The organism is Fibrobacter sp. UBA3718, assembly GCF_002371935.1.
GTDB lineage: Bacteria > Fibrobacterota > Fibrobacteria > Fibrobacterales > Fibrobacteraceae > Fibrobacter.
Genome location: NZ_DFHR01000018.1, coordinates 155,271 through 178,594, shown reverse-complemented (window position 1 = coordinate 178,594; position 23,324 = coordinate 155,271). Strand labels below are relative to the sequence as shown.

Genomic DNA, 23,324 nt, shown 5'->3' with positions numbered 1-23,324 from the left:
AGCCTGCCTCGCGCACACCTGCGGTGTGCAAAAAGAAAAACCCTGGCAGATGCCAGGGTTTTCCGTAAAAGCGATTTCGCAGATTAGCGCTTGCTGAACTGGAAGTGCTTACGGGCCTTCTTGCGGCCGAACTTCTTACGTTCAACGGCACGGGCGTCACGAGTCATGAGGCCTTCCTTCTTGAGGGCGGGCTTCACTTCGGCGTCGTTGGCGACGAGAGCGCGAGAAATGCCAAGACGGACAGCGCCCATCTGGCCGGCGATTCCACCGCCGCGAGCGGTGACTTCGACGTCCCATTCTTCCGCGTTGCCGAGGATGGCGAACGGAAGGTTGGCAATCATGTTCTGCACTTCGGAATGGAAGTAATCCTTGAAATCACGACCATTGATAGTGCGCTTGCCGGTACCCGGCTTCAGGATCACAGCGGCGATGGCGTTCTTGCGGCGGCCCGTGCCACGGTAGATCTTCTTGTTCTTTGCGGTAGCGATAGAGGTATCCTCCGTTCTAAAGATTAGAAGTCAACGACTTCGGGGTTCTGCGCAGCGTGCGGATGTTCGGCGCCGGCATAGATTTTGAGTTTCTTAACCATCTTGTGGCCAAGAGCGCTGTGAGGGAGCATACCCCAGATGGCAGCGGTCAGCGGGGCGGTCGGATCCTTAGCCATGAGGTCGGCAAAGTTGATCCAGCGTTCGCCGGCGATGTGACCGGTGTGGTGGAAGTATTCCTTCTGCAGGTTCTTGTTGCCGGAAACGGCAACCTTGCCGGCGTTGATGACAACAACGAAGTCACCAGTGTCGACGTTCGGGGAATAGATGGCCTTATGCTTGCCCATGAGGAGGCGAGCAACTTCGCTTGCAACGCGTCCCATCGGCTTGTCAGCGGCATCCACAAGCTTCCACTTGCGGGTGACGGACTTCGGGTTTACCGTAATGGTCTTCATGTAAATCCTCTAGGTGAATTAGATTCCCGGACATCGGCGCCCAGGAAAAGCAAGACAAATATAGATGGATTCGGCAAGGGAAACAAGGGTAAAAAATCGAATTTTTCAAGAAAAGTCCGTAAAATCGGCAATTTTTATTCTACTAATTGCATGAATTAGTAGAATTATATCAACATTTTACAAAAAAAACGTCATTTCTTAGGGCGGTTCTTGCGGATGAACGCGAGGGCCTTGGAGCGGCGGCGGGCCGTCTCCTGGAGGTTCACCGCCTCGTCGTACTCGTCCACGATTTCGCGGCCGAGGATTTCTTCGAGCACGTCCTCGAGACTCACGATACCCGCGATGGCGCCGAACTCGTCCACCACGCCCACCATGTGTCCGCGCTGCTTCAAGAACCGGAGCAAGAGCTTGTCGAGCATGACACTGTCGGGAATGAGCTGCAAGGGACGCATGAGCTTGCGGAGCTTCACGTCGCGGTTTCCCTCGGCAAGCTGGTTGTAGGCATCGCGCCTGAGCACGATCCCAATCCACTCGTCCTTCTTTTCGCCATGGAGCGGGATGCGGGAGAAAGGCCAGTTGCCGCGCTCGTCGAGCGTCTCGCCGATGGTCTTGTCGGCAGGGAGGCTGAACACCACCTGGCGGGGCGTCATCACCTTGCGCGCGGGCACGGACTTGAGCGACAGGATATTCTTGATAACGGATGCCTGCTGGCGGTCGATGACATCTTCGCGGAGCCCGAGACTCACGAGGCTGTTGATGTCCTCGACGCTCACGTCCTTCTTCTCCTCGTCCTCGTGCGTCCAGTGCTTGGTGAGCGTAAGGCACAGCCAGATGAGCCCCGTCCACCCGAGAATCTTCGTAATGTAGTAGAACGGCACCGCGACAAGCGGGGCGAACGTCTTCGCCTGCTTTACGCCGAGCGTCTTGGGAGTGATTTCGCCAAAAAGCAGGATGAGAATCGTGAGGACAATCGGGAGTGCCATGGCACCCGTCGGGGAAAGCCGTTTTACCGCGAGCGCCGTCGCAAGCGAGGCTCCCACCGTATTCGCGACAGTGTTCACGATAAGCACCGAGGCGATGTAGCGGTCGATGTTTTCCTTAACATGCGTGAGGTACCTGGCCGTAAACTTCTTGTTCTTCTGCAGGAACTCGACCGTCGCGGGCGGCACACTATAGAAAGAAGCTTCCGTCACGGAACAGAACGCCGAGGCGGCAAGGCAACAGAGGACTGTAACGACAATGGCTAGCATATTCGCGTCCGGCGGCTAGAGGCCCCCTCCCAACAGCGATTGTTCCAAGAGCGCAGGATCAACCGCCCAGAACTGCACACGATCCAGGTCCGAAAGCGTTTCGAGGAGAGCCTTCGCGGAGACGTCCGGCACGATGTCCGATTTCCCGGTCGAAAGCGAAACAAGCTCTATTTCGGAGCGCTCGCTAATTCCTGCGAGCCTACGGGCTTCTTCGATGGCATTTTCGATGCCTCCGATTCCCTGCACGAGGCCGTATTTGTGAGCCTTCCAGCCGACAAACACGCGGCCACCACCATAGGCGCTATCGACAGTTGCGTCGGCAATCCCGGTCGCCTTCGAGACGACGCCCACGAACCTTGCGTAAAACTCGTCCATGTAATCCTGGAGGGCCTTCCTCTCGTCGTCCGTCCACGAGCGCGTGAAGGTTTCGGCATCGGCATGCTCGTGCGTCTTGACCGTTTCCGCCTTCAGGCCAAGCTTGCTCATGAGCCCGGAAGCGTCGATCTTCCCGCCGTAGATGCCGATGCTCCCGACAATGGAAAACGGCTCCGCGAAAATCGCGTCCGCACCGCAAGCGATATAGTAGGCGCCCGAAGCCCCGACACTGCCGATGCTTGCGACCACGGGAATCCCGCGGGCCTTCACGGCTTCGAGGGCGGCCCAGATTTTGTCGGACGCAAGTGCGCTCCCACCCGGGGAAGAGATGCGGAGCACAAGCGCGTCGGCCACGCCGGGCAGGCGGTTGAGCGCCGCCGAGACTTCTGCTTCCATGCGGGAATCGATGGTGCCGTCGATATTCAGGAGCGCGATTTTCGAGCGGCGCGACCAGCTTTCGGTAAAGATCTTCCTGGATGTCGGGTTCCAGTCCCTGTAGCGCGCCTGCGGGGCATCGACATCGAAGAAAGTCTTGAGCGCGTAGGCGGGGACCTGGTCGATGTAGAGGAGCGTATCCACGAGGCCGGCCTTTTTCGCCGCCGAAGCGGAGATTACCGGAATCGAGGCGAGAGAATCGAGCGGTTTCTTCGTCGCGTAGGCATCATGGGCATTGTTCGACTTGCGGCCCGCAACCAGCATGGAGGTGAAGTCCCAAAGGTCCTTGTAGAGTACGGTCCTGTTCTCGCGGGCTTCCGCAGACATGGAATCGGCCACGTAGGGTTCCACCGCCGACTTGTAGTCACCATGCTTGAGGAACTCCACCTTCACGCCCAGCTTGTCGAGGAGGCCCTTGTAAAAAAGCGTATTCCCGCCGAGACCGCGCCAGGTCAGGTGCGCCGAAGGTTCTGCAACAATGCGGTCGACCGACGCCGCAGCCACGAGCACAGACAAACGAATATCATCGACATAGGCGACCACCTTCGTGCCACGGGCCTTGAGTCTCATGACGTAACCATAGATTTCACTCGAGACCCCCAGGTTCCCGCGGTAGCCCGAAAAGTCGAGAATCACGAGACCAGCAGCCGGGTCGAGCATCAGGTGTTTGAACAAATTACGCACCTTGGAAAGTCCGATGTCGCGGCTCCCGATAAACGGTATGGCTTCGCTCTTTTCCACCACGTCGGTATTGAGGGGAACGCGCACGACCTGCGCAAAGCGCGACGCCTTCGGGTTCCTTGCGGAATGGTAGCCCCACGCCCCGCGTTTCGGGAGCATGTCGTCGAAGAAGGTGAGCGCAAAATCGTTGTAGCCGCCAAGCGACGTGGCAACCGTCAGTTTCCATTCGTCATCGCCATAGAGGGGCATCCGGAAACCGAAACGGAAACCGTATATTCCGAGTTCCAGGAGCAGGCGGTGGCTTTCCCAGTTTTCCCAGTCGTAGCTCACGGAGAAATGACTTCCAAGGCGGATAGTCGCGCCCAGGTTGTGGATGCGTTCCTGCGACTGCGGCCCCAGATAGAGCAGGTTCTCGCAGGAATATCCCAGCGAGAAGAACCGTAGCGGACGGAGCAGGAACCCCTGCGTAAAAGTCCACTCCGTGCCTTCGAAATCGGCGCTGCGGAGCGCGGTCACGCGCGATCCGGAAAAGAGCATGCGGCTAAACATCGGGAACGAAAACGCGGCGTTCCATCGCGATTCGTCAAAGCCTTCTCCATCGGTGCGGTAATCAAATCCGACAGCGAGCCGTTCGAGGTTTCCCCCGACGCGGAATGCCGAAATCCCGTTGTCGTATTGGTAGTCGAGCAGGGCTCCCCTCGAATCGAACGAGGAAACACCGGCGGGGTTCCCGAAGATGCCGTGTTCGTATTCAAGCGACACAAAGCCCGATTCGCCGGGGATGTAAGCAAAAGAAAGCGCCGCAAAGGCGAAAAACAGTGCAAGGAATTTCTTCATCGCTTTTATTTTAGCAATTTTTCTATATTCATAATTATAACTATCTAAAAATTAACGGTTGTATCATGGCGTCATCAAAGAAAAAAGAAGATTCGGACTACGTCGAATTTTTCAAGGACATGGTGAAAAACTGGAAAATACTCCTCCCCTGCCTATTCATCGCAGGAGTTGTCGGTGTATTCGTCGCATTGTGGATCCGCCCCGTCTATAAGGTCGACGCCCTTTTACAGATCGAGACGAAAAACAACAAGAACATGGGAATGATGGCCGGACTCGGGAGCCTTTTCGCGACAGCCAGCCCGGCAGAGACGGAAATCGAGCTCATCATGAGCCGCCAGATTATCGGCGAAGCCGTCGAGAAGATGCACCTGCAGTATGACGCGGAACCGCTGAACAAGCTCGACAGGCTGCTCCACCGTGAAGGCAGGATGGAAGTGCACCAGTTCGAAGTCCCCTGGAGCAAGCTCCCCGCCGAAGAAATGGGCAAGCCCTGGTTCGCCGTGGCAAAGGACAGCGTGACCTTCGACCTTCTCGACCACAATGGAAAGAAGGTCCTGACGGGAACTCCCGGGCAGACCTACAGGACTCCCTACGCGGGCGACACCGTCTCCTTCAGCGTCTATTCGATGGAAGTCCAGCCGGGCCAGAAGTTCGCCATCACCAAGAAAAGTCGCCTGAATGCCATCGGTTCATTCAAGGGAGCCTTCTCCGTCAAGGAAAAAGGCAAGAAGACCGGCATCCTGGAATTCAGCTACCAGGATATCTACCCTGACCGCGCGACCACCATCCTGAACGAAATCGCCACGACCTACCTGCGGCAGAACGTGGAACAGAGGAACGCCGAAGCACAGAAGACGCTCGAATTCCTGGAAAAGCAGTTGCCCGAAGTCAAGGCACAGATGGACAGTTCGCTCCTGAAGTTCAATACCTACAGGAACAAGGTCGGCTCCGTCGATATCAACGCGGAAACACGCCTCGTTCTCGAGAACAGGACCAAGTTGCAGCAGGACCTGCTCGCGCTCCAGCAGAAGAAGCAGAGCGCCATCAGGCTTTTCCAGCCGGAACATCCGACCATCAAGACGCTCGAAGAGCAGGAAGCGACGCTCAAGCGTGAACTTGCCGCTAACAGCAGCGCGACCAAGAAGCTCCCCGCCACCCAGCAGGAAGTTCTCAAGCTCACGAACGAAGTGGAAACGAGCAAGATCCTGTACACGACGATGCTCAACAACATCCAGCAGCTGAAACTCGTATCTGCCGGAGAAGTGGGTTCCGTCCGTATTATCGACTTCGCGGAACAGGTAAACAAGCCATCCAAGCCGAACAAGAAGATTATCGTGCTCATCGCCCTCGTCATCGGCTTTGCATTCGGCGCGGCCCTCGTCCTCCTGAAAAGCAAGCTCAGCAACGGCGTCCGCGATGCGCACTTCATCGAACGCGAGACCGGGTTCAGCGTCTACGCAAAGGTCCCGAAAGGAAACCCGAACGGGACCAAGGGCACGCGCCCGCTCGCCGTGGTGGAACCCGACGACGTGGCCGTGGAATCGCTACGCGCCCTCCGCAGTTCGCTTGAATTCTCGATGAGCGAAGGCAGCAAGCCCATCATCGGCGTGAGCGGACTTATCCCCGGCGTGGGCAAGAGCTTTATCTCCGTGAACCTTGCCGCCCTCTATGCGGGTCTCGGCAAGAAGGTCCTCCTCATCGACGCGGACCTCCGCAAGGGCCGCCTGCACAAGGAATTCGGCATCAAGCGCGGCAACGGGCTTTCGCAGATCCTCCTGGGCGAAGCCACGGCAAGCGATGTCGTGAAGCCGACCGAAGTGGACAACCTCTTCATCATGCAGTGCGGAAACGTTCCCCCGAACCCCTCCGAACTCCTCGGCTCGAACCACTTCACGAACCTGATTTCGTCGATGGAAAGCGACTACGACCTCATCATCATCGACACGCCGCCTATCATGCTCGTCACCGACGCCGCCCTCGCCTGCCGCGTCGCATCGCAAATCGTGATGGTCATCGAGTACAACAGGCACAGCATCGACGCCATCCAGGACGGCATGAACCAGCTGCTCAAGGGCAACAGCACCGCCCACGCAAGCTTCGTCATCAACAAGTACGAACACGGCCATAGCGACGGTTACGGCTACAAGTACGGAAAATACTAGCGATGAATATCGGGCTCATTTTCGCCGGCGGAGTCGGCTCCAGGATGCACAGCAAGGAATTGCCCAAGCAGTTCCTGCGCATCCATGACAGGCCCATCATGGTCCACACCATCGAGCATTTCGAGCGGAATCCCGAAATCGACGCCGTGGTCGTGGTCTGCGTCGCCGAATGGATGGACTACTTTGGCAAGCTGGTCGAACAGTACCACCTGACCAAGGTGAGGAAGGTCGTTCCGGGCGGAAAGACCGGCCAGCTTTCCATCTACAACGGGCTTGTCGCCGCAAAGGAAGTCGCCGGAAACGAGAAGAGCATCGTGCTCATCCACGACGGCGTGCGACCGCTCATCAACAGCGAACTCCTGACAAAGAACATCGAATGCGTGAAGAAATACGGGACCTCCATCACGAGCGGAATCGTGAAGGAAACCATCGTGGAAATCGACGACGAGGGAGCCATCAAGCTGGTGCCCGACCGTGCGCATTCCAGGGTAGCTAAGGCGCCGCAGTGTTTCTGGCTCGACGACATTCTCGGAGCGCATCAGAAGGCTCTCGCCGAAGGGCGAGAGGACTTTATCGATTCGTGTACCATGATGCAGCACTACGGATTCAAGCTCCACATGACCGACGGCCCGTACGAGAACATCAAGATTACGACCCCGGACGATTTCTACACGATGCGCGCAATCCTCCAGGTCAAGGAAGACGCCCAGATTTACGGAATCGAGTAAATGTCCCTCAAGGCTATCCGCAATAGCGTCAGGAGCTCCAACTTTCCCCTGATAAAAGGACTGCTAGGGCTCCGCAAGTCCATCCACCACGCAGCGGACAGAATCTCGCTTACGACATCCGGCATTGTCTATTACCTCTGCAGGCTGCTCCCGCTCCAGGACAAGATTGTAGGCTCCACCTTCTGGGGGCGAAAGTACGGCGACAACACGCAGTTCGTGCTCGAAGAACTGCACCGGATTAACCCCGGCGTAAAGATTGTCTGGATTCGCAATTTCAAGTACAAGTACGATGTGCCCGGCTACATGAAGGTCGTCTCGCACTTCGCTCACTGGCGCACCGCCTACGAATACGCGACGGCCAAAGTCTGGCTCGACACGCACCGGTTCCCGGGCAACGCCCGCAAGCGCAAGGGCCAGCTGATTATCGAGACATGGCACGGCGGGCTCGGCATCAAAAAACTCGACCTCGACGTGCCCAAGTTCCGCGAGATGAAGCGAGTCGTCCGCGAAGTCAACAGGACATCCGCACTGGCCGACCTGTTCATTTCCAACTCCACGCACCTCACCAGGATCTACCGCGGCGCATTCAACTATCACGGCAAGGTCTGGAAGGCGGGATACCCCAAAAACGACGTCCTGTTCCAGGAACGCGGACCATTCCGAAAGAAAATCCGCGACCTCTACGGCATCCCGCAAGACACGAGAATCCTGCTGTACGCGCCCACGTTCCGCGACAACTTCAACGAGACCGGTTTTGACCGGGGGCCATTCGACATCCATTTCGACAAGCTGCAAGGCGCGCTCCAGGAACGGTTCGGCGGCGATTGGAAAATCCTTGTCCGCTGGCATCCGGTCATGGCGAACAGCATGAAGGATGTCGCCGAGATATACGGCAGCTCGGTTATCGACGCGACACGCTACCCCGACATGCAGGAACTCATCATGGCGACTGACGCGATGCTCTCGGATTACTCCAGCTGCATATTCGACGCGGCGATGCTTGCAATGCCGTGCTTCATGTTCGCGACCGACTTCGAGGAATACAAGCAGGACCGCGGCGTGTATTACGAACTTGAGGACCTTCCCTTCCCCTGCGGCAGGAACAACGATGAGCTTTTGGAACGTGTGCGGAACTTCAACGCAGAAGAATACAACGCCACATGGAAGGCCTTTACGGAAAGGGTCGGCCTGCACGAGACAGGGCATGCCGCAAAGGATATCGCGACCGTAATCAACGAATTCATCAAGGGGAATTCTGCGCCCCTGAACGAAATTCAGAATGACGAAATTCCGGGAGGCGGCAATGGCTAAGGTCGCCATCTACACGGTTCTCACCGGCGGATACGACACGCTCGAACAGCCCAAGGTCATCGACGAGCGCTTCGACTACTTCTGCTTCTCGAACGACATCGAGAAGGATACCATCGGAATCTGGAAGGTTCGCAAGTTCGAAGGCGAATTTCCCTCGAAACAGATCGAGTCGCGCTACCCGAAGATGCACCCGTACACAGTGCTGTCCGATTACGAATACAGCGTCTACATGGACGCGAACATCCGCATCGAGACTGCCGACTTCTACAATGCCGTGATGCAGAAGATCGATGCAGGCGTAGAACTTTCGGGCGTGAAGCACCCGTTCAGGAACTGCTGCTACGTCGAAGGCTATGTGGTATTCACCTACGGGCTCGACAAGTTTTCGACCATCGTGAAGGAGATGCGATTCATCCGCAAGGAAGGCCTGCCCAGGCGCTTCGGCATGTTCGAGGCGAACATCATCTTGCGCAGGCACGACAGCGAAAAGGTACGCAGGCAATGCGACATGTGGTGGAAGATGATAAACACGTATTCGCGCCGCGACCAGCTTTCGTACCCCTACACGCTCTGGAAATCGGGAATAGCGTTCGACTACCTGCTCCCCGAAAACGAGAACGCGCGCAACTGCCCGTGGCTCTACATGGAACAGCACAAGCGCGAAAAGAACATCTGGGGAAAAAGTCTGAACCGTATCGGGCGATTTGTCTACCGCAAGCTGGTCGGGTTCGGGAAGTAGGGGTTAGCGTCTCTTGGGCGGGAGCGTAATCATGTCGCCCCATTTCAAATCCGCTTCTTTCAGGAAAGTCGTATCGTACCCGCTATCCGGGAAAAACGTGATTTCTCCAAAATAGACTTTCCCGGAAACACAATACAAATCTATTCGCGAAAACGGGAGACCTTTTGAAAGTTTCGCAGCGATACCGAACATCTCGTCAATGCAGGGCGGCTTCGGAATCGTGAAGTCATCGGGCAAGTTTTGCGTTTCGATATTCGGCTTCAGGAATTTCCAGTCGCGGTCGAAAAAGTAGAACTTGACATCGTGCAGGTGACGATCTACGCAGACCATCACGCAATCAACGCGTCCGTCAAAGCAGAAAAACTTGTAATCCGGAAGCCCTCCCAGAAGGTCGTCTTCCATAAATTGTTCTGCAATAATACGAGGGCGAATATTCCTATAGGGCCACTCACGCCAACGGTAGTAATAGTTCCGTGCGAGGCTCTTCCCAATCTTTTCTCGGGCAGCATCCTTGTCGAGTTCATCCTTGTTGCGGCAGATGACAAGGCCGCCAGAATCATGTGTACACTTCAAGACAAATTCTTTCGGCAGTCTACCGAAATCGATATCGTCGAACTTATCCCATACGCCGAGAAGCGGAATGAGGTAGTCCTCGCCAATGGTCTTCTTGACGTATTCGCGGACTCCGTACTTGTCCACCATTTCCGTATATTGCGGATTTTTGTTGTAGAACTTGAGCCACTGCAGTTTTTCGTTGAGCGTCCGCGGATTCTTCCAATTCAGCTTGTAGCCCATCTTTATGCGGAACATCCAGGACAGGAACAGCTTATCCGGCAGCCAATGGAGCCTGTCTTCCTTGACCATTTTCAGGAACTTGCGGTCAAGACGCTTTCGTATCTTTTCAACTAGGGAGGACATTGCCGAACCGTATTACACCCGTTCCAGTTTCATGCTTTCAATGGTGCGCCGGAACATCTCTTCCAGGCCGAATTCCGCCTTCCAGCCGAGACCTTCGAGCTTCGTGGTATCGAGACAGATTTTCACCACGGGATTGTAGCCGAGCTTTGTGGCGTCTTCGGCGATGTCGAACACGACCTTGCTCCTGCCGCCCGAGAACTTGTCGCACACGAGATGCGCCATGTCGGCAATGGAAATCGCGGTATCCTTGTTCGCGACGTTGTAGGCCTCCCCGACCGAGCCATTCACGAGCACAAGCAGGAGCGCCGTCACCGCATCGGCCGTGTAGCAATAGTTACGGAGCGTCTCGCCCTTCGTCTTGAGGACGATATCGGTTCCTTCGATGGCACTGCGGGCAAACTGTGCGAACACGCGCCCGTCCGCATACGCAACCCCCGCACCGAATGTCTGCGAAAGGCGCACGACCTTTATAGGCACGCCGTATTCCGAGGCGTAAGAGGCGCAGAGGCATTCTACCATGCGCTTGCCTTCGGAGTAGCAACTGCGGACCTTCATCGAGTCGATGTAGCCCGCCTCGGATTCCTGCATCTTCACGTGGCCTTCGGCCGGGACGCCATAGACTTCAAGCGAGGAGAGGTAAAGGAATCCCTTCACCTTGCTGCGGCGTGCAAGTTCCAGCACGTTGCGGGTGCCGTCGATTGCCGTCGCGATGGTTTCCACGGGGTTCGTCACGAAATACTTCGAGCTAGTCGCACTCGCCGTATGGATGACATAGTCGACATCGCCGGCACCTTCAATGGGCGCGGTCACATCGCCTTTGACAATCTCGAATCCGGGCCGATTAACAAGACTCTCGAATTCGCGTTCAGCCTTCTCCCTGTTGCGAGCGAGAGCCTTTATCCTGATATCCTGATTGAACAGGCGATTACGGCAGGCAAGCGCACGCACCAGAAGCGAGCCGATGAGGCCGGTAGCGCCCGTCACGAGGACGGAGCATCCGCCAAGTTTGTCCCACGGGATGCACGCAGAATTCGCGATGCGTTCCACATCTCCCTGCAAGAAGCTATCCCGAGAAGATTCAATTCCTGTCATAAGCTATCGGCCCACCTGCTTTATTTCAAAAGGACAATATAGCATTTATCCCCCGTTTACAAGTGCCCTGCGGACACGGAAAATTCTATTATTATATGCAATGGGTTCGAAGAAACGATTTGCCATCAACGGTTTTGCGCAAGTGTTTGCCTTCCTGGTGAGCATCGGCATCACGTTTTTCCTGACCCCCTACATTGTCGCCCGCCTGGGTGCCGCCGCATATGGATTTGTGGGCCTCGCAAGCAACTTCGTGAGCTACGCGCAGATTATCACGATCGCCCTCAACTCGATGGCAGGCCGTTTCATCACGATAAGCGTCCACAAGAACCAAATTGAGGAAGCGCGCAAGTACTTCAGCTCGGTTTTCTTCTCGAATATCATCCTTGTCCTGTTCATCAACTGCATCGCCATCGGCGTCCTCTACAAGCTCGAATACATCGTCAAGATTCCGGAAGAACTTATCGGGGATGTCAAGCTGCTCTTCGGCTGCATTTTCCTGAACTTCTTCATCAGCCTGATCTTCAACGTCTATAGCGTAAGCACCTTCATCCGTAACCGCCTCGATCTCTCTTCTACCAGGTCGATTGTCGCCCACGCCCTGAAGGCCCTGCTGCTTATCGCGCTCTTCTACTTCTTCGACCCTGCGGTATGGTTCATCGGCCTAGCAACCGTCATCAGCACAGTCTATACCATCGGCACAAACATCATGTTCAAGCGGAAGCTCACTCCGGAGCTCCGGATTTCGTTCAAGTACTTCGACGCAAAGTCCATCAAGGAACTGCTTTCGGCAGGCGTCTGGAACATTGTATCGAAATTCAACACGATTCTCGGCACCGGTTTCAACCTGCTTCTCGCGAACCTCTTTATCGGTGCAGGCCCCATGGGGATCCTCTCCATCACGCGCCGCATCCCGGAGCTCACGCTCACGTTCTACGAACGCATCAACTCCATCTTCGCACCGCCCTGGACCAAGCTCTACGCCGAAGGAAACACGAAGGAACTGCACCGGGGCATCATCTCTTCGCTCCGATTCTTCGGCATCATCAGCATCATTCCCACGGCGTTCATCTTCGTGTTCAGCGACCACTTCTACCAGCTATGGATGCCAACGCAGGACGCGCACCTGCTCTACATCCTGACCGTTGGCGCCTGCGTCGACCTTCCGATTGCGATGCCCCTGCAGCCTATCTACAACATCTACCCCATTGTAAACAGGATTAGGGCAAATTCGCTGTTCGGGCTCGGGCTCTTTTCGCTCACCTTCGTAGTCGTGGTCATCGGTCTGAACGTTACGGAAGGCGAGACGACACACCTGATGATTATCGCCTGCACAAGCGCCATATTCAACGCCATCAAGGCACTCACGTTCCTGCCGCTCTACGGAGCACACTGCGTGGGGCTCAAGGCACGCCTGCTCTACGCCTGCACCATACGCAGCCTCATCGCGTTCGCCGTCACGCTCGCTCCGCTGTTCTACATCAAGCAGTTCATCACGGACCCGAGCTGGGCAATGCTCTGCGTAAGCGGGCTTGCCTGCTGCGTGGTGGGCAGCGCGTTCGGCTACCTGATTATCCTCGACGGGGATTCGCGCAAGGAAACTCGCAAGATTGCAGGCAAGCTAATCGCGAAGATTACGCACAGGAACTAGTACAGGAAAGTGCGGGATTCCGCCTCGCAGAAAAGCGCCGGAATCAGGACTGCGGCTATTCTTCGGGCATCAGCAAATTCTGGTCGAGAACCCACATCCAGGCATCCGCCGCATCCAGGAGGCTGTCCGCAGAGACCTTCACATCGAGAGGGCATTTTTCTTCAGCGACAAAACCGCCCACCGTCTCGGTCGTATCCCAATCGACGGCACGGCTCTGCCTGCGCGCATGCGAGAAAGAAGCGTTCCCCGCGCGGGCAAATACCGCCACGGAATCCCCGCGCATCACGGCGTCGGAATGCCGGAACGAGAACACCCTCCGGTGCGATTCGCCAAAGAGGTTCTCCCCGACGAAGTGGTTTGTCGCCCGCAGCCCCAGCTGTGACAATATGGTGGGCGCATAGTCTACGTGCGAACGCGGTTCCAAAACCAGGCTGTCGGCAGGGATCCCGGCGCCCGCCCAGATGAACGTGGTCCACGTGTAGGTGCTGTTCGCCTCCCCGAGTTCATCCTGCTTTTTCTGGGCCTTCGCATTGGCGATGGAGTGGTCGCCCGTAACGACAATGATTGTCTCGTTCGCGCGCGGGCCATTCCGCACTGCATCCAGCACAATCCCGATGGCACTGTCTAGGTAGGCGACGGCCTGGGCGTAGCGTTGGTCGGATGTCGCAGCCGGCTCCGCATAGGATTTCGGCACCGTGAAGGGAGTGTGCGTCACGAAGTTTATCCACTCGAAGTAGAGAGGCTTATCCTTGGGGCGAGCCGCATAGACTTCCCTGAACCTCTCTGCAAGCGGAATATCCGCAGACCTTTTCGGGTCGTATTCGGCAAAATCGAACCACTTGCTAAACCAGGGCGTAAAGTTGTCGAAGCTGGGCTCGGCGGCGGTAAGGACGACACGGTAGTAGCCCGCCTCGCCTAAGATATCGGGCAGGGAGCGGGTTCGCGTATTCATGAGGCTGCTCAGGAACACCTTGCTCGGGTGGCTCCAGATTCCAAGCTGCAGGCCAAGCATACCTTCGGTCGAAGGGTAGCCTACGCTGTAGGTATAGGGGAACGTCGTGCCGGCCTTGCCCAGGGCGCAAAGGTTCGGCATGCGTTCGCAGTTCTGGCCAATGCGGAAGTCTCCCACCCAGCCGCGGAAGCTTTCCAGGGAAAGGAGAATCACATCCTTCTTCTGGTCGAGCGGACGGTTCCTGAATTCTTCCATCAGGGAATCCTCATTTTCAACTGGATGGTAGAAAGGGTATTCCGATTCCAGGTTCCCGCCCAGCATCGAGATTCCCTGCTCAAGGCGCTGCGGGCGGACGCTGTGTTCGCGCTGGTAGATGTACTCGTCCAGGATTGTCAGGTACGTGGGCTCGATAGTCTGCCAGCGGATGCGGCAGGGCTTGTAGTAGTGGTGCGCATTCCCGCTCGCGACGGCAATTACCACAAGGACGCCCGCAAGCACGCAGGTCACCCACAGGGAAAGCGGACGCTGGCGCAACTTTGCAAGCATCACGAAAAACAATGCACCCGCAAGCAGCACCAGGAACACGGACAGCAGGAAGTTCGGGAGCCCGTCGAGCGCAACGTTCGACGCCATCGTCGGATCCAGGCGGAAGACCGAATACGTGGAAAGGAAGGACATGGTCAGGTGCTGCCCCATCCAGCGCATGATCTGGTCGTCGATGGCGCATATGACCAGATGGAACCAGGTGAGCGCGGCCACCAGCACGCACACCCATCTTGCGGCCTTTCCCTTCAGAAGCGTAGCCAGGGAGAATAGCGCTCCCAGAAATGCGAACGCGGCGATGTTCACGATGGTCGCACATATAATCCCGTTCACGGGACGTTCGATAAAGCTTCCGCCCGACGGCGTCTCGGTAAAATACAGTTGCAGAATTTGCAGGAACCTTATCCCGAAGGCAATCAGGATAAACAGGACAGGCTTGCTAAAAAGAAAATTCTTCACCACAGCAAAGATAGTTTTTTCCAAAGCAGGAACTGCGGCTGCACAATAATTTATACATTGTACCTACAAGCAGGTATTCCGCATGATATCCGTCGCGATGGCAACATACAACGGCGAGCGCTACATTCGACAGCAGCTCGACTCCATCCTGAACCAGAACGTTCAGGATTTCGAAATCGTAGTATGCGACGACTGCTCCACCGATGCCACATGGGACATCCTTCAAGAATACCTGTCCAAATTTCCGTCCATTCGATGTTTCAGGAACGAGAAGAATCTCGGGTTCAAGGCGAACTTCGAGAAGGCCATGCGCCTCTGCGAAGGCGAATTCGTCGCGCTCTCCGACCAGGACGACATCTGGAAAGAAAACCACCTGAAAACTCTCGCGGAAACAATCGGCGACCGCGACATCGCCTGCGGAGATGCGGAACTCATCGACGGCGAAGGCAAGCTTCTCGGGGCAAAGCTCAGCGAAGTAGATTTTCTCTACCATTGCCCGAAGGACTACCGCAAGATTCCGCTCCGCATCTTCTACAACAACGGATGCTTCCAAGGAGCATCGATGCTCATCCGGAAATCGCTGCTGGATATCGCGCTCCCGCTCCCCGAAGGTATCGACTATCACGATACGTGGCTCACCGTCATCGCCTGCTACAGCAAGGGTTTCGCCTTCACGCCGCAGGTCATTACGCAGCACCGCCGCCACGACATGAACGCCTCGCGCCGCACGCACTGGCCGACCTATCTCGGGTTCATCCACTTCAAGCGCAACCCCGTCCGTCCGGACAGGCTCTGCATCGCCGAATCCGTCAAGACAAGGCTACAGGGCAAACTCAACCGTTCGCAGTTGCAGCAGCTGGACCACCTGAGCGTCTACTACAAAAACCGCAAGTCAAAATTCGGGAAGTTCAAGAACCTCGTCTTCCGATTCCTGAACTACGGTTCCATCTACACGACGCATACCAAGTTCTATATCGAGTGGTAACCGGGCCCTGCGCCAACCCGATTCCATTCTTAGCGCACTTCTATTTCAATCATGACCGGATGATGGTCCGACGGGAACCGGTAATTCTCGCCGTCGAAATACGTCTCGCGCAAGATTCCGTAACGCAGGATATCGACCCCGCCGCGACAGAACATGTGGTCGAGCGTTTCCTCGCTGTGCCTATCCGTACGGAACTTCGTGAAGGAGCCCTCGGGAATAGATACTACAGGAGATGTTTCCAGCGCTTCGCGGAAAAGCGAATCTTCCTTCAGAATCTGGATAGGTTTCCTTCCCGGCTTGATGTTCAAATCCCCCATGAAGATTGTCGGCGCGTCGCCCGCAATGCGCGGGACAAGGTTTCTTGCCATGCGGGCACTCTCCATCCTCGCCGTGTCGCCCTTGTTGTCCCAGTGCGTATTGAACACGAACAGTTCCTTGCGGGTCTCCTTATCGACCAGGCGGACCCAATTGCAATAGCGCGGGTGTTTCGAGTCCCAATCCTTCACGCCGGGAACCATCGAACGCGAATACCAGAACACCCCGTTGTCGAGAAGCTCAAGGCGGTCCTTGCGAAACGCGATAGGGTTGCCTTCCGTACTGCGATCGAGCACCCATTCATATTCCGGCAGCAGTTCCTCGAGCATGGCCCTCTGTGTGGAATCCACCTCCTGCATGCCCACCACGTCGAAATTCCTGAACCGGACGACCTTCGCGATTTCGGGGGCACGCTTGCTCCAGGCATCACCCCGAAGCGAATCCTTGACATCGACGCAGCGGATGTTCCATGTCGCGACATGGAACGGTTCCGCACGGGACACCGTCACCAAAAACAGAACAGCTAGCAAGGCAAGCGCTTTCAACGACTTCATATGGCAATATTAGTTTTTTAAGACCTCTTTTTTTTATCTTTTAGAAAGAAATGAGATTCGTATTTCTAGGTCTGATGCTTGTCCTTGTCTTCGGCAAGGTCCGCTACCTCCAGGACGCCTTGGGCTTTGGAGGCGAAGTGGTCAATATCCCGCCTAAAATCATTCTCATCGTCATTCTCTTCGGCATTTTCCTGCGCGCCATCCACGGCAAGCGACTTATCAACTTCTCTCTGACAGAAAAACTCATGTTCGTGGCTTTCGGGCTATTTATCGCCTGCGGATCCCTGAGTTCCGTTTTCTCCGACGAGCACATGAAACTCTACCCGCAAATCATGGACGTCGTGAACTACAGTTCGTTCATTCTGGGATTCTACGGTACCATCTGCTATTTCCAGGACACGCCGAAGGAGCGGCTGAAGGAATGGCTCGAGCCGACGATATTCTTCGTCAAGGGACTGACCGTCGCGACTCTGCTATTCTGGTTCCTCGAACAGGCTTTCGGGCTCGGGATGACCTCGCACGACGCAGCGCACCGACTTTTCCCGCCCTACGAGTTCATTTACTACCACGGCACCTACCTCATCACCGTCGTCGCCTTCTCGTTTCTGCTTCTCTACAAGGAACGCAATCTCTACACGTTCATCCTCTGCGCGCTCTGCCTGCTTTCGGCCAGAGACCGCGGCTACATGTTCCTGCTGCTGTTCATCGCCTTTGCGATCGTTTACCGGAGCAACACCCTCAACATAAAGCTGTTCATCCCGTTGCTATTCCTCATCGGGATCATTGCCGGCGCGATTTCCTACCAGAAGATTCTCTACTACACCGACGACGACTCCATCCGCGCCACGTTCTACGTGGTGGCAACAATGCTCGCGCTCAAATACAACCCCCTGGGAGCCGGATGGTGCACCATCGGAACCTGGAACGCCTACCGCTATAACTCGCCCGTCTTCAGCGACTACTACTATTATTTTCTCTGGGCCGACGAGCGCGATTCCGTCTATGGCGACTCCGGCTTTTCTTCGATTATAGGCCAGACAGGTTTTGCAGGCACAATCTGCTACCTGCTCTTCATGATACTCCTGTTCTTTGCAATCTCGCAGAAGTTTACCGGCAACAAGAAGCTCCGAATGGTCGTCAGCTGCTGGCTCATCTTCAACATCGTGAGTTTCTTCATCAGCGATTCGATGGTATCGAACTTCTCCATCATCAGCTCGTTCTTCATGGGAATTCTCTACCTTAGCCAGAAAGAGGACCCGGACGAGCTGAAAGCCCCGGCGCAAGGTGACGACGGCAAAACTGTGCCGGAACTGGAGAACATGGCAGAAGGCGAAAGCGCCTCCGACGAAAACTAGACTACTTTTCCCACACGAGCAACCCGTGCGTACGGCGTTTCTCTTCGGGAGGCAACTTCATGTAGTCGCCATACAAATTGTGCAAATACTTGTCGTAGGCGACGGGCGCGTTATACATCTTGCCCTCGAACTCCACCTTCACGGCAGATTCCAGGTCGGCGCGTTCCATACGCTCGTGCGGGCCGTAGCCCCAGTTGATGCCGCCGAGATAGCGTCCCTTCTCGTAGCGCCGTATCTTGCTGATGCGGTCGATGCATGCCGACGCGAAATCGTTCACGCGCTCGGGAGAGATGTGCAGCACCTTGAGAATCGGGAGCGCAATCTTTCCGAACAACCCAGTGCGCGGGCGGAAACCGAAATACACGCCCTTGCGCAAAAAGAGTGTCACCTTGTAATGCAACCTGTTGAGGAAATTGTTCTCGAACAGGCTGTCAATCGCAAATACATCAATCCAGAGCGCCGTACGCGAGCGGTTGTTCTTCTCGCAGGCTTCCGTATTCGCGTTCACGACCTTCAAGAACGGCTTGTGCGATTTCCCGTTCTTGTAGAAATGGATTTCGAAAGGGGCGTCCATCGCGACATTCTGGATTTTCTCGAAATCCGGACGCGGCATGAACACGTCGATATCGTCATCCCACGGGATAAAGCCCTTGTGACGGATTGCACCGAGCAGCGTGCCTCCGCAGAGGTAATACTGCAGGCCGTTCTTTTCGCAGGTATCGACAAAAGCATCCAGGATTTCTATCTGCTTCTGCCTAATTTCATCACCCGATAATTCACGCATAGTTACTTCTCGAATGTTGACTTCTGGGGCAGGATCTGCTCGAACGCGGCGACAAGTTTTTTCTGGATGTTCTCGAACACGTCCAGGTTCTCGTTTTCGTCCTCGTTAATGCAAATCGCCTTGTACTTCCTTTCGCAAATCGCCTTCGCGATATCGCCCGCATCGTCGACATCCAGGTCGAAGCGCTGCCGCACCGAATGCATGTTCACAGGTGCAAAACGTCCCTGGGCGATCTGCCAGTACCTGAACAGGTACTGGTTCACGTTGAAGAACGACCTGAACTTGCAGGCACATGTCGCATCGAGAACCTCGGGTTCCTTTTCCCAGAGATCCACGAATGTGCTCTTCAAAAACGACTGCGCCGTATGCGTCCGCTTGAAACCCGAGAAAACGGGCGACGCCATCGTGTAGAGGGTATAGAGATTGTTCTTCAGGCCGTAAGCGGGATGAAAGAACTTAAACGGATGCTTGCGAACGGACTTCTTCTTCGAAAAATTCCTGTTCAGCACACCCATGTTGTGACCGTCGATGGACTTGGAAATATTGTAACGCTTGGGCAGCAGGAACTGCATGGAGGCTTCATCGCAAGGCAGGCCGTTTCTGAAAAAATCCGTCGGCTTCGCCGGAGCGACAAGGAACATGTCGTCGTTGAAATAGACGAACTCTTCCGAAAGATCCTTTATCCTGTGCAGGTTGAGCTCAATCGTGTGCGAATTGAATGTCGGCAGGTATTTCGCCGGAATATACTCCGAATGCCTGACAAAGTTGATCTTGGGGTGATCCAGGTTTAGCCACGCGGGCATGTGTCCGCACGTCACGAAATGGACCTTGTCCACCCAAGGGGCAAACTGTTCCACGCCCCGGAACCAGTACTTGAGCAAGCCCCAGTCCCTAAAGCGCGCCGCGGCATTGTCGACAGGCGTGCCGGAATACTTGGCCTTTTCCTTCAGCCACTCCTCGTCACCGCCGTCAACCCAAATCAGGACAAAATCCATCAGATGAATCCCTTCTTCTGTAGGTCGGCAAAGGCGGCGAGCAGGCAATCGTAATCCTTCTCCGTCAGGCACCCGATATGGCCGACGCGGAAAACCTTTTCCTTCAGGTCGCCGCCGTTGGGGCAAATCCAGATTCCATACTCGTCCTTCAGTTTCAGGAACAGGTCGTTCGCCGAAACCGTCGTCGGACAGAGCGCCGTCACCGCGTTGGAGGGGGAACAAGAAAATTCCTTGAACGGGAACGCCTTGATTCGGTCCCTGAAGTACCGAGCAAGATGCGCCGTACGGGCAATTTCTTTTTCGACACCGCCTGCGGCATCGATTTCCTTAAGTCGCGCGTTTATCTGCAACAGCGTCCCGACAGCGGGCGTCCACGGGGTCTGACCGCGTTCCGCGTTCCTGAGCGCAATCTGCAAATCGAGATACTGGCAAACGCACCTTGTTTTCGACACGCGTTCAAGCGCCCGCGGCGAAAGCACCATGACGGAGATTCCCGGCGGGCAGGCAAGCGCCTTCTGCGAACCCGTAATCATGATATCGGCGCCCAATGCCCCCATATCGAACGGATCGGTCAAGAAAGAGCTGATGCAGTCCACAATCAGGAACAAACCGTTCCTCTTGCAGAACGCACTTATCATGTCCATGTCGTACAGGATGCCCGTCGACGTCTCGTGCATGTTGACGACGAACGCCGTGAAGCCCTTGTTTTCGAAAGGTTCCAGGTGGCACGCCGCAAGCGGCGTTCCCGCCTCCAGCGCAATCTCCTCGAACGGCACCTGGTGCAGCTGGAGCAATTCCACGAAGCGGTGGCCGAAGCTTCCGCCGTTTACGACAAGCACCTTGTCCGCAGAGGTAAGCGTATTCATGATGGACGCTTCCATCGATGCCGAACCCGAACCCGTGATGAATACGACCCTGGAGCCTTCCGGAGCCTTCGCGAATTTCTTGACCAAGGCTTCGTTCTCGAACATGACATCGGAAAACTCGGCCGTCCTGAAATAGGGAACCTGATGGGAGCCAATCTCCCTTACGGTTTCGCTCGACTGCACCGGACCTACTGTAAAATTGAGCATCCGTCAAATCTCCGTAAAGTTTTTCCTGTCGGAAAACTGCTCCATGACTTCCGCCATGGCGATACTTTCCCTGCGACGCAGGCGAGCCGAAGAGAAACGCCTGTTCACGATACAGCTGACAAATTCCTGAATTTCGTAGCGGAGCCCGAAGCCATCCCACTTGTAGAAGAACTTCTTGTTATCGTTCTGGTCTTCGTAGCGGAGCTCGAAATAGTCCGTCTTCCACCAGGGAGCCGGCACATAGGCGTAGCCCTTCGTTCCCGAAATCACCAGGTTGCCTTCGGTCTTGACGCCAAGCCCGACCTTGAAGGAGCACACCGCCTTCGGGTACCTGAAAATTCCGTGCGTATAGACGTCAATCCCGTTCTCGATGCGGGAAAACAGGCGCAGTTCCTCGTAATCGATTCCCATCAGCTTGAAAATGGGGAGCAGCGGGTAGCTGCCTTCCTCGTACAGGGAACCGCCCGCCTGCTTGCTGTCAAATTCGCGACCGCTCTTGTCGAGCAACTGCGAAAGCGAGGCCTCGATATCCACCACGTCGCCAATCAGCCCGGATTTGATCATTACCATCAGGTGGTTGAACGCCGGGCAGTGCGCCGTCTTGTTCGCTTCCATCAGCACGAGGCTATGTTCCTCGGCGTACTTGTAGAGTTCCTTCGCCTCGTCCTTCTTCAGGACCATCGGGGTCTCGCAGAGTACGTGTTTCCCCGCTTCCAGCGCCTTCTTGATGCATTCATAGTGCGAAAGGTGCGGAGTCGCGATATATACGGCGGAAACCCTGGAAAGCAATTCGTCGTAAGACTTGCAGCAAGCGCCATCGGCCAAGTGGTTCTTGCAGAATTCCCTCGCGACTTCGATATCGGCATCGTATGCGGCAACGACGCGCACGCCATTCACCACGTCGGCTTCCTGCGGGAAGCGCTGGGCAACACGGCCGCAGCCAACAATGCCGACAGGCACCGTTTCCTGGTCCTGGTCGCGCAGCTGCGTCGAGGAAATGCCTTCCGTGCGGGGCAGGTACACGACATCGCAGAATTCATTGAGGTAATCGAACTTGCCTTCCCAATCGGAACCTATCGCGAAGATATCGACATCGTATTTCTGGATATCGTCAATTTTCTGCCCGACATAGTCCTCGATAATCACCAGGTCGGCAAAGCCCGTAGCACGCACGGCTTCGACGCGTTCGAGCACGTTGTTGCGGACATTCAGCTTTCCGCGTTCGCGGTCGAAATTGTCGTTGGTAACCCCGACAATCAGGTAGTCACCGAGTTCCTTCGCCCTACGCAACAGGTTGATATGCCCCTGGTGCAGCAAATCGAATGTGCCGTATGTGATGACCTTCTTCATTCTTCGTCCCGCCAGTACATGGAAACAATGTGGTCATGCCGTTTGTCTTCGGGCGGCAGCGTTTTCCAGTCCCCGTAAAGCGACGTGAGGTATTCCTCGGGCATGGCCACTCCATAAAACTGAGTATCTTCGAACTTGTAGAGTCTAGGTTCGCCCATGTATTCCCTGGGCATCGTTTCGGCCTTCGCGGTACCGCCGTATGTATTCGCGATGAGGTCGCCCTTCTTTTCTACCAGGTGGCGCTCGATGAAATTGTAAATCATGTCCCTGCTGACAAAGAAGAACACCGTCTTGATCAAATAGGCAAGAATCTTCTTCGAAAGCGAGCGGTTCTTCGCACTCAGCACCCTGTAGCCGCGCATCTTCAAGATAAAATCCTTGATGCGCCCGCGCGTCTTGCTCGTCGCAGGGTCGAGCTGGAAGATGTCGATATCGACACCGTAATCGCGTTCCTGTCCGTCCGTCCAGCGATACACATGCAGGGTTCGCTCGTCGGAAATTTTCAGGAAGCCGGTGACGGACGCGGTATCCTTGCGGGTGAGCATCCTGTAGGGCGCGGGCAGCCGCTCGGGCAGAATCTTCAGCAGGCGTTCGAAATCCTTCCTGGACACGGCGAAATCCATATCGTCATCCCAGGGGATAAAGCCGCCGTGACGGATGGATCCGAGCATCGTTCCGCCCACCATGTAGTAGGGGATATTCTCTTCTACGCAAATCTGGTGGAAGACCTTGGCTATACCCAGCAAGACTCCCTGAAGTTCCTTCACGGACTTGATCGGCCTGAGTTTTTCGACATCTATGTTGCTGGTTTCTTTTTTCATCGGGCTTCCATCTAGTACCATA

General features: G+C 55.7%; 20 protein-coding genes. 7 read left to right on the top strand and 13 right to left on the bottom strand.

Annotated elements, in window-relative coordinates:
* Window positions 1-83: 83 nt before the first annotated feature.
* The 4 genes from rpsI to sppA all read right to left on the bottom strand — a co-directional run bounded on the left by rpsI (window position 84) and on the right by sppA (window position 4,518).
* Window positions 84-488, bottom strand: coding sequence for a 30S ribosomal protein S9 (gene rpsI / locus B4A77_RS07290; RefSeq protein ID WP_088636612.1), 405 nt, complete (start codon window positions 486-488; stop codon window positions 84-86).
* Between the two features lie 23 nt (window positions 489-511).
* Window positions 512-940 (bottom strand): 50S ribosomal protein L13, encoded by a 429-nt coding sequence (rplM, locus tag B4A77_RS07285; protein WP_173380878.1) that lies wholly within the window; start codon window positions 938-940, stop codon window positions 512-514.
* A 191-nt stretch (window positions 941-1,131) separates the two neighbouring features.
* Complete coding sequence (locus B4A77_RS07280) at window positions 1,132-2,190, bottom strand: hemolysin family protein (protein ID WP_290728661.1); 1,059 nt, start codon at window positions 2,188-2,190, stop codon at window positions 1,132-1,134.
* A gap of 15 nt (window positions 2,191-2,205) precedes the next feature.
* On the bottom strand, window positions 2,206-4,518 hold the full coding sequence (gene sppA, locus B4A77_RS07275) for a signal peptide peptidase SppA (RefSeq protein ID WP_290728663.1): 2,313 nt from the start codon (window positions 4,516-4,518) through the stop codon (window positions 2,206-2,208).
* 65 nt (window positions 4,519-4,583) lie between these two features.
* Between sppA and B4A77_RS07270 the strand changes: the two genes are divergently transcribed.
* From B4A77_RS07270 to B4A77_RS07255, 4 genes are read left to right on the top strand one after another with little or no spacing between them, the layout of a single operon-like run.
* A complete protein-coding gene (locus tag B4A77_RS07270) occupies window positions 4,584-6,680 on the top strand; it encodes a polysaccharide biosynthesis tyrosine autokinase (RefSeq protein WP_290728665.1) in 2,097 nt (698 codons plus the stop codon).
* A gap of 2 nt (window positions 6,681-6,682) precedes the next feature.
* The gene (locus B4A77_RS07265) at window positions 6,683-7,408 is read left to right on the top strand and encodes an IspD/TarI family cytidylyltransferase (protein ID WP_173366360.1); all 726 of its coding nucleotides are present in this window, start codon (window positions 6,683-6,685) and stop codon (window positions 7,406-7,408) included.
* On the top strand, window positions 7,409-8,719 hold the full coding sequence (locus B4A77_RS07260) for a CDP-glycerol glycerophosphotransferase family protein (protein WP_290739590.1): 1,311 nt from the start codon (window positions 7,409-7,411) through the stop codon (window positions 8,717-8,719). It begins immediately after the preceding gene.
* Entirely contained in the window at window positions 8,712-9,458 is a 747-nt protein-coding gene (locus B4A77_RS07255) for a glycosyltransferase domain-containing protein (protein WP_290728670.1), read from the top strand. The genes B4A77_RS07260 and B4A77_RS07255 overlap by 8 nt, the downstream gene beginning before the upstream one ends.
* Before the next feature lie 3 nt (window positions 9,459-9,461).
* Here the strand turns inward: B4A77_RS07255 and B4A77_RS07250 are convergent, their stop codons facing one another.
* Window positions 9,462-10,376: an ATP-grasp fold amidoligase family protein gene (locus B4A77_RS07250; RefSeq protein WP_290728672.1), complete on the bottom strand. Its 915-nt coding sequence runs from the start codon at window positions 10,374-10,376 to the stop codon at window positions 9,462-9,464.
* Window positions 10,377-10,388: 12 nt separating this feature from the next.
* Window positions 10,389-11,468 (bottom strand): NAD-dependent epimerase/dehydratase family protein, encoded by a 1,080-nt coding sequence (locus tag B4A77_RS07245; RefSeq protein ID WP_290739587.1) that lies wholly within the window; start codon window positions 11,466-11,468, stop codon window positions 10,389-10,391.
* Window positions 11,469-11,568: 100 nt separating this feature from the next.
* Between B4A77_RS07245 and B4A77_RS07240 the strand changes: the two genes are divergently transcribed.
* Window positions 11,569-13,116 (top strand): MATE family efflux transporter, encoded by a 1,548-nt coding sequence (locus B4A77_RS07240; RefSeq protein ID WP_290739584.1) that lies wholly within the window; start codon window positions 11,569-11,571, stop codon window positions 13,114-13,116.
* Between the two features lie 55 nt (window positions 13,117-13,171).
* Here B4A77_RS07240 and B4A77_RS07235 read toward each other — a convergent pair whose 3' ends face one another.
* Window positions 13,172-15,070: an LTA synthase family protein gene (locus tag B4A77_RS07235; RefSeq protein ID WP_290739581.1), complete on the bottom strand. Its 1,899-nt coding sequence runs from the start codon at window positions 15,068-15,070 to the stop codon at window positions 13,172-13,174.
* A 97-nt stretch (window positions 15,071-15,167) separates the two neighbouring features.
* Here B4A77_RS07235 and B4A77_RS07230 point away from each other — a divergent pair, with 97 nt between their 5' ends.
* A complete protein-coding gene (locus tag B4A77_RS07230; RefSeq protein ID WP_414654941.1) occupies window positions 15,168-16,055 on the top strand; it encodes a glycosyltransferase family 2 protein in 888 nt (295 codons plus the stop codon).
* 29 nt (window positions 16,056-16,084) lie between these two features.
* Here B4A77_RS07230 and B4A77_RS07225 read toward each other — a convergent pair whose 3' ends face one another.
* Window positions 16,085-16,924, bottom strand: coding sequence for an endonuclease/exonuclease/phosphatase family protein (locus tag B4A77_RS07225; protein ID WP_290739576.1), 840 nt, complete (start codon window positions 16,922-16,924; stop codon window positions 16,085-16,087).
* 50 nt (window positions 16,925-16,974) lie between these two features.
* On the opposite strand from B4A77_RS07225, the gene B4A77_RS07220 reads away from it, so the two are divergent.
* A complete protein-coding gene (locus B4A77_RS07220; RefSeq protein ID WP_290739573.1) occupies window positions 16,975-18,279 on the top strand; it encodes a hypothetical protein in 1,305 nt (434 codons plus the stop codon).
* A gap of 1 nt (window position 18,280) precedes the next feature.
* Here B4A77_RS07220 and B4A77_RS07215 read toward each other — a convergent pair whose 3' ends face one another.
* From B4A77_RS07215 to B4A77_RS07190, 5 genes are read right to left on the bottom strand one after another with little or no spacing between them, the layout of a single operon-like run.
* A complete protein-coding gene (locus tag B4A77_RS07215) occupies window positions 18,281-19,063 on the bottom strand; it encodes a LicD family protein (RefSeq protein WP_290739570.1) in 783 nt (260 codons plus the stop codon).
* Between the two features lie 2 nt (window positions 19,064-19,065).
* The gene (locus tag B4A77_RS07210) at window positions 19,066-20,058 is read right to left on the bottom strand and encodes a stealth family protein (protein WP_290739567.1); all 993 of its coding nucleotides are present in this window, start codon (window positions 20,056-20,058) and stop codon (window positions 19,066-19,068) included.
* Complete coding sequence (locus B4A77_RS07205) at window positions 20,058-21,131, bottom strand: pyridoxal-phosphate-dependent aminotransferase family protein (RefSeq protein WP_290739564.1); 1,074 nt, start codon at window positions 21,129-21,131, stop codon at window positions 20,058-20,060. The genes B4A77_RS07210 and B4A77_RS07205 overlap by 1 nt, the downstream gene beginning before the upstream one ends.
* Before the next feature lie 3 nt (window positions 21,132-21,134).
* Complete coding sequence (locus tag B4A77_RS07200) at window positions 21,135-22,481, bottom strand: Gfo/Idh/MocA family oxidoreductase (RefSeq protein WP_349678231.1); 1,347 nt, start codon at window positions 22,479-22,481, stop codon at window positions 21,135-21,137.
* On the bottom strand, window positions 22,478-23,302 hold the full coding sequence (locus B4A77_RS07190; RefSeq protein ID WP_290736702.1) for a LicD family protein: 825 nt from the start codon (window positions 23,300-23,302) through the stop codon (window positions 22,478-22,480). Before B4A77_RS07190 ends, B4A77_RS07200 begins: the two co-directional genes overlap by 4 nt.
* Window positions 23,303-23,324: the final 22 nt, after the last annotated feature.

Bases quoted from the DNA above. Each gene is read 5' to 3' on its own strand.
- B4A77_RS07245 (WP_290739587.1), bottom strand. From the start codon at position 11,468: ATGACAGGAATTGAATCTTCTCGGGATAGCTTCTTGCAGGGAGATGTG.
- B4A77_RS07265 (WP_173366360.1), top strand. From the start codon at position 6,683: ATGAATATCGGGCTCATTTTCGCCGGCGGAGTCGGCTCCAGGATGCAC.
- sppA (WP_290728663.1), bottom strand. From the start codon at position 4,518: ATGAAGAAATTCCTTGCACTGTTTTTCGCCTTTGCGGCGCTTTCTTTT.
- B4A77_RS07205 (WP_290739564.1), bottom strand. From the start codon at position 21,131: ATGCTCAATTTTACAGTAGGTCCGGTGCAGTCGAGCGAAACCGTAAGG.
- B4A77_RS07230 (WP_414654941.1), top strand. From the start codon at position 15,168: ATGGCAACATACAACGGCGAGCGCTACATTCGACAGCAGCTCGACTCC.
- B4A77_RS07210 (WP_290739567.1), bottom strand. From the start codon at position 20,058: ATGGATTTTGTCCTGATTTGGGTTGACGGCGGTGACGAGGAGTGGCTG.
- B4A77_RS07220 (WP_290739573.1), top strand. From the start codon at position 16,975: ATGAGATTCGTATTTCTAGGTCTGATGCTTGTCCTTGTCTTCGGCAAG.
- rplM (WP_173380878.1), bottom strand. From the start codon at position 940: ATGAAGACCATTACGGTAAACCCGAAGTCCGTCACCCGCAAGTGGAAG.
- B4A77_RS07190 (WP_290736702.1), bottom strand. From the start codon at position 23,302: ATGAAAAAAGAAACCAGCAACATAGATGTCGAAAAACTCAGGCCGATC.
- B4A77_RS07280 (WP_290728661.1), bottom strand. From the start codon at position 2,190: ATGCTAGCCATTGTCGTTACAGTCCTCTGTTGCCTTGCCGCCTCGGCG.
- B4A77_RS07225 (WP_290739576.1), bottom strand. From the start codon at position 16,924: ATGAAGTCGTTGAAAGCGCTTGCCTTGCTAGCTGTTCTGTTTTTGGTG.
- B4A77_RS07240 (WP_290739584.1), top strand. From the start codon at position 11,569: ATGGGTTCGAAGAAACGATTTGCCATCAACGGTTTTGCGCAAGTGTTT.
- B4A77_RS07260 (WP_290739590.1), top strand. From the start codon at position 7,409: ATGTCCCTCAAGGCTATCCGCAATAGCGTCAGGAGCTCCAACTTTCCC.
- B4A77_RS07270 (WP_290728665.1), top strand. From the start codon at position 4,584: ATGGCGTCATCAAAGAAAAAAGAAGATTCGGACTACGTCGAATTTTTC.
- B4A77_RS07250 (WP_290728672.1), bottom strand. From the start codon at position 10,376: ATGTCCTCCCTAGTTGAAAAGATACGAAAGCGTCTTGACCGCAAGTTC.
- B4A77_RS07215 (WP_290739570.1), bottom strand. From the start codon at position 19,063: ATGCGTGAATTATCGGGTGATGAAATTAGGCAGAAGCAGATAGAAATC.
- B4A77_RS07200 (WP_349678231.1), bottom strand. From the start codon at position 22,481: ATGAAGAAGGTCATCACATACGGCACATTCGATTTGCTGCACCAGGGG.
- B4A77_RS07255 (WP_290728670.1), top strand. From the start codon at position 8,712: ATGGCTAAGGTCGCCATCTACACGGTTCTCACCGGCGGATACGACACG.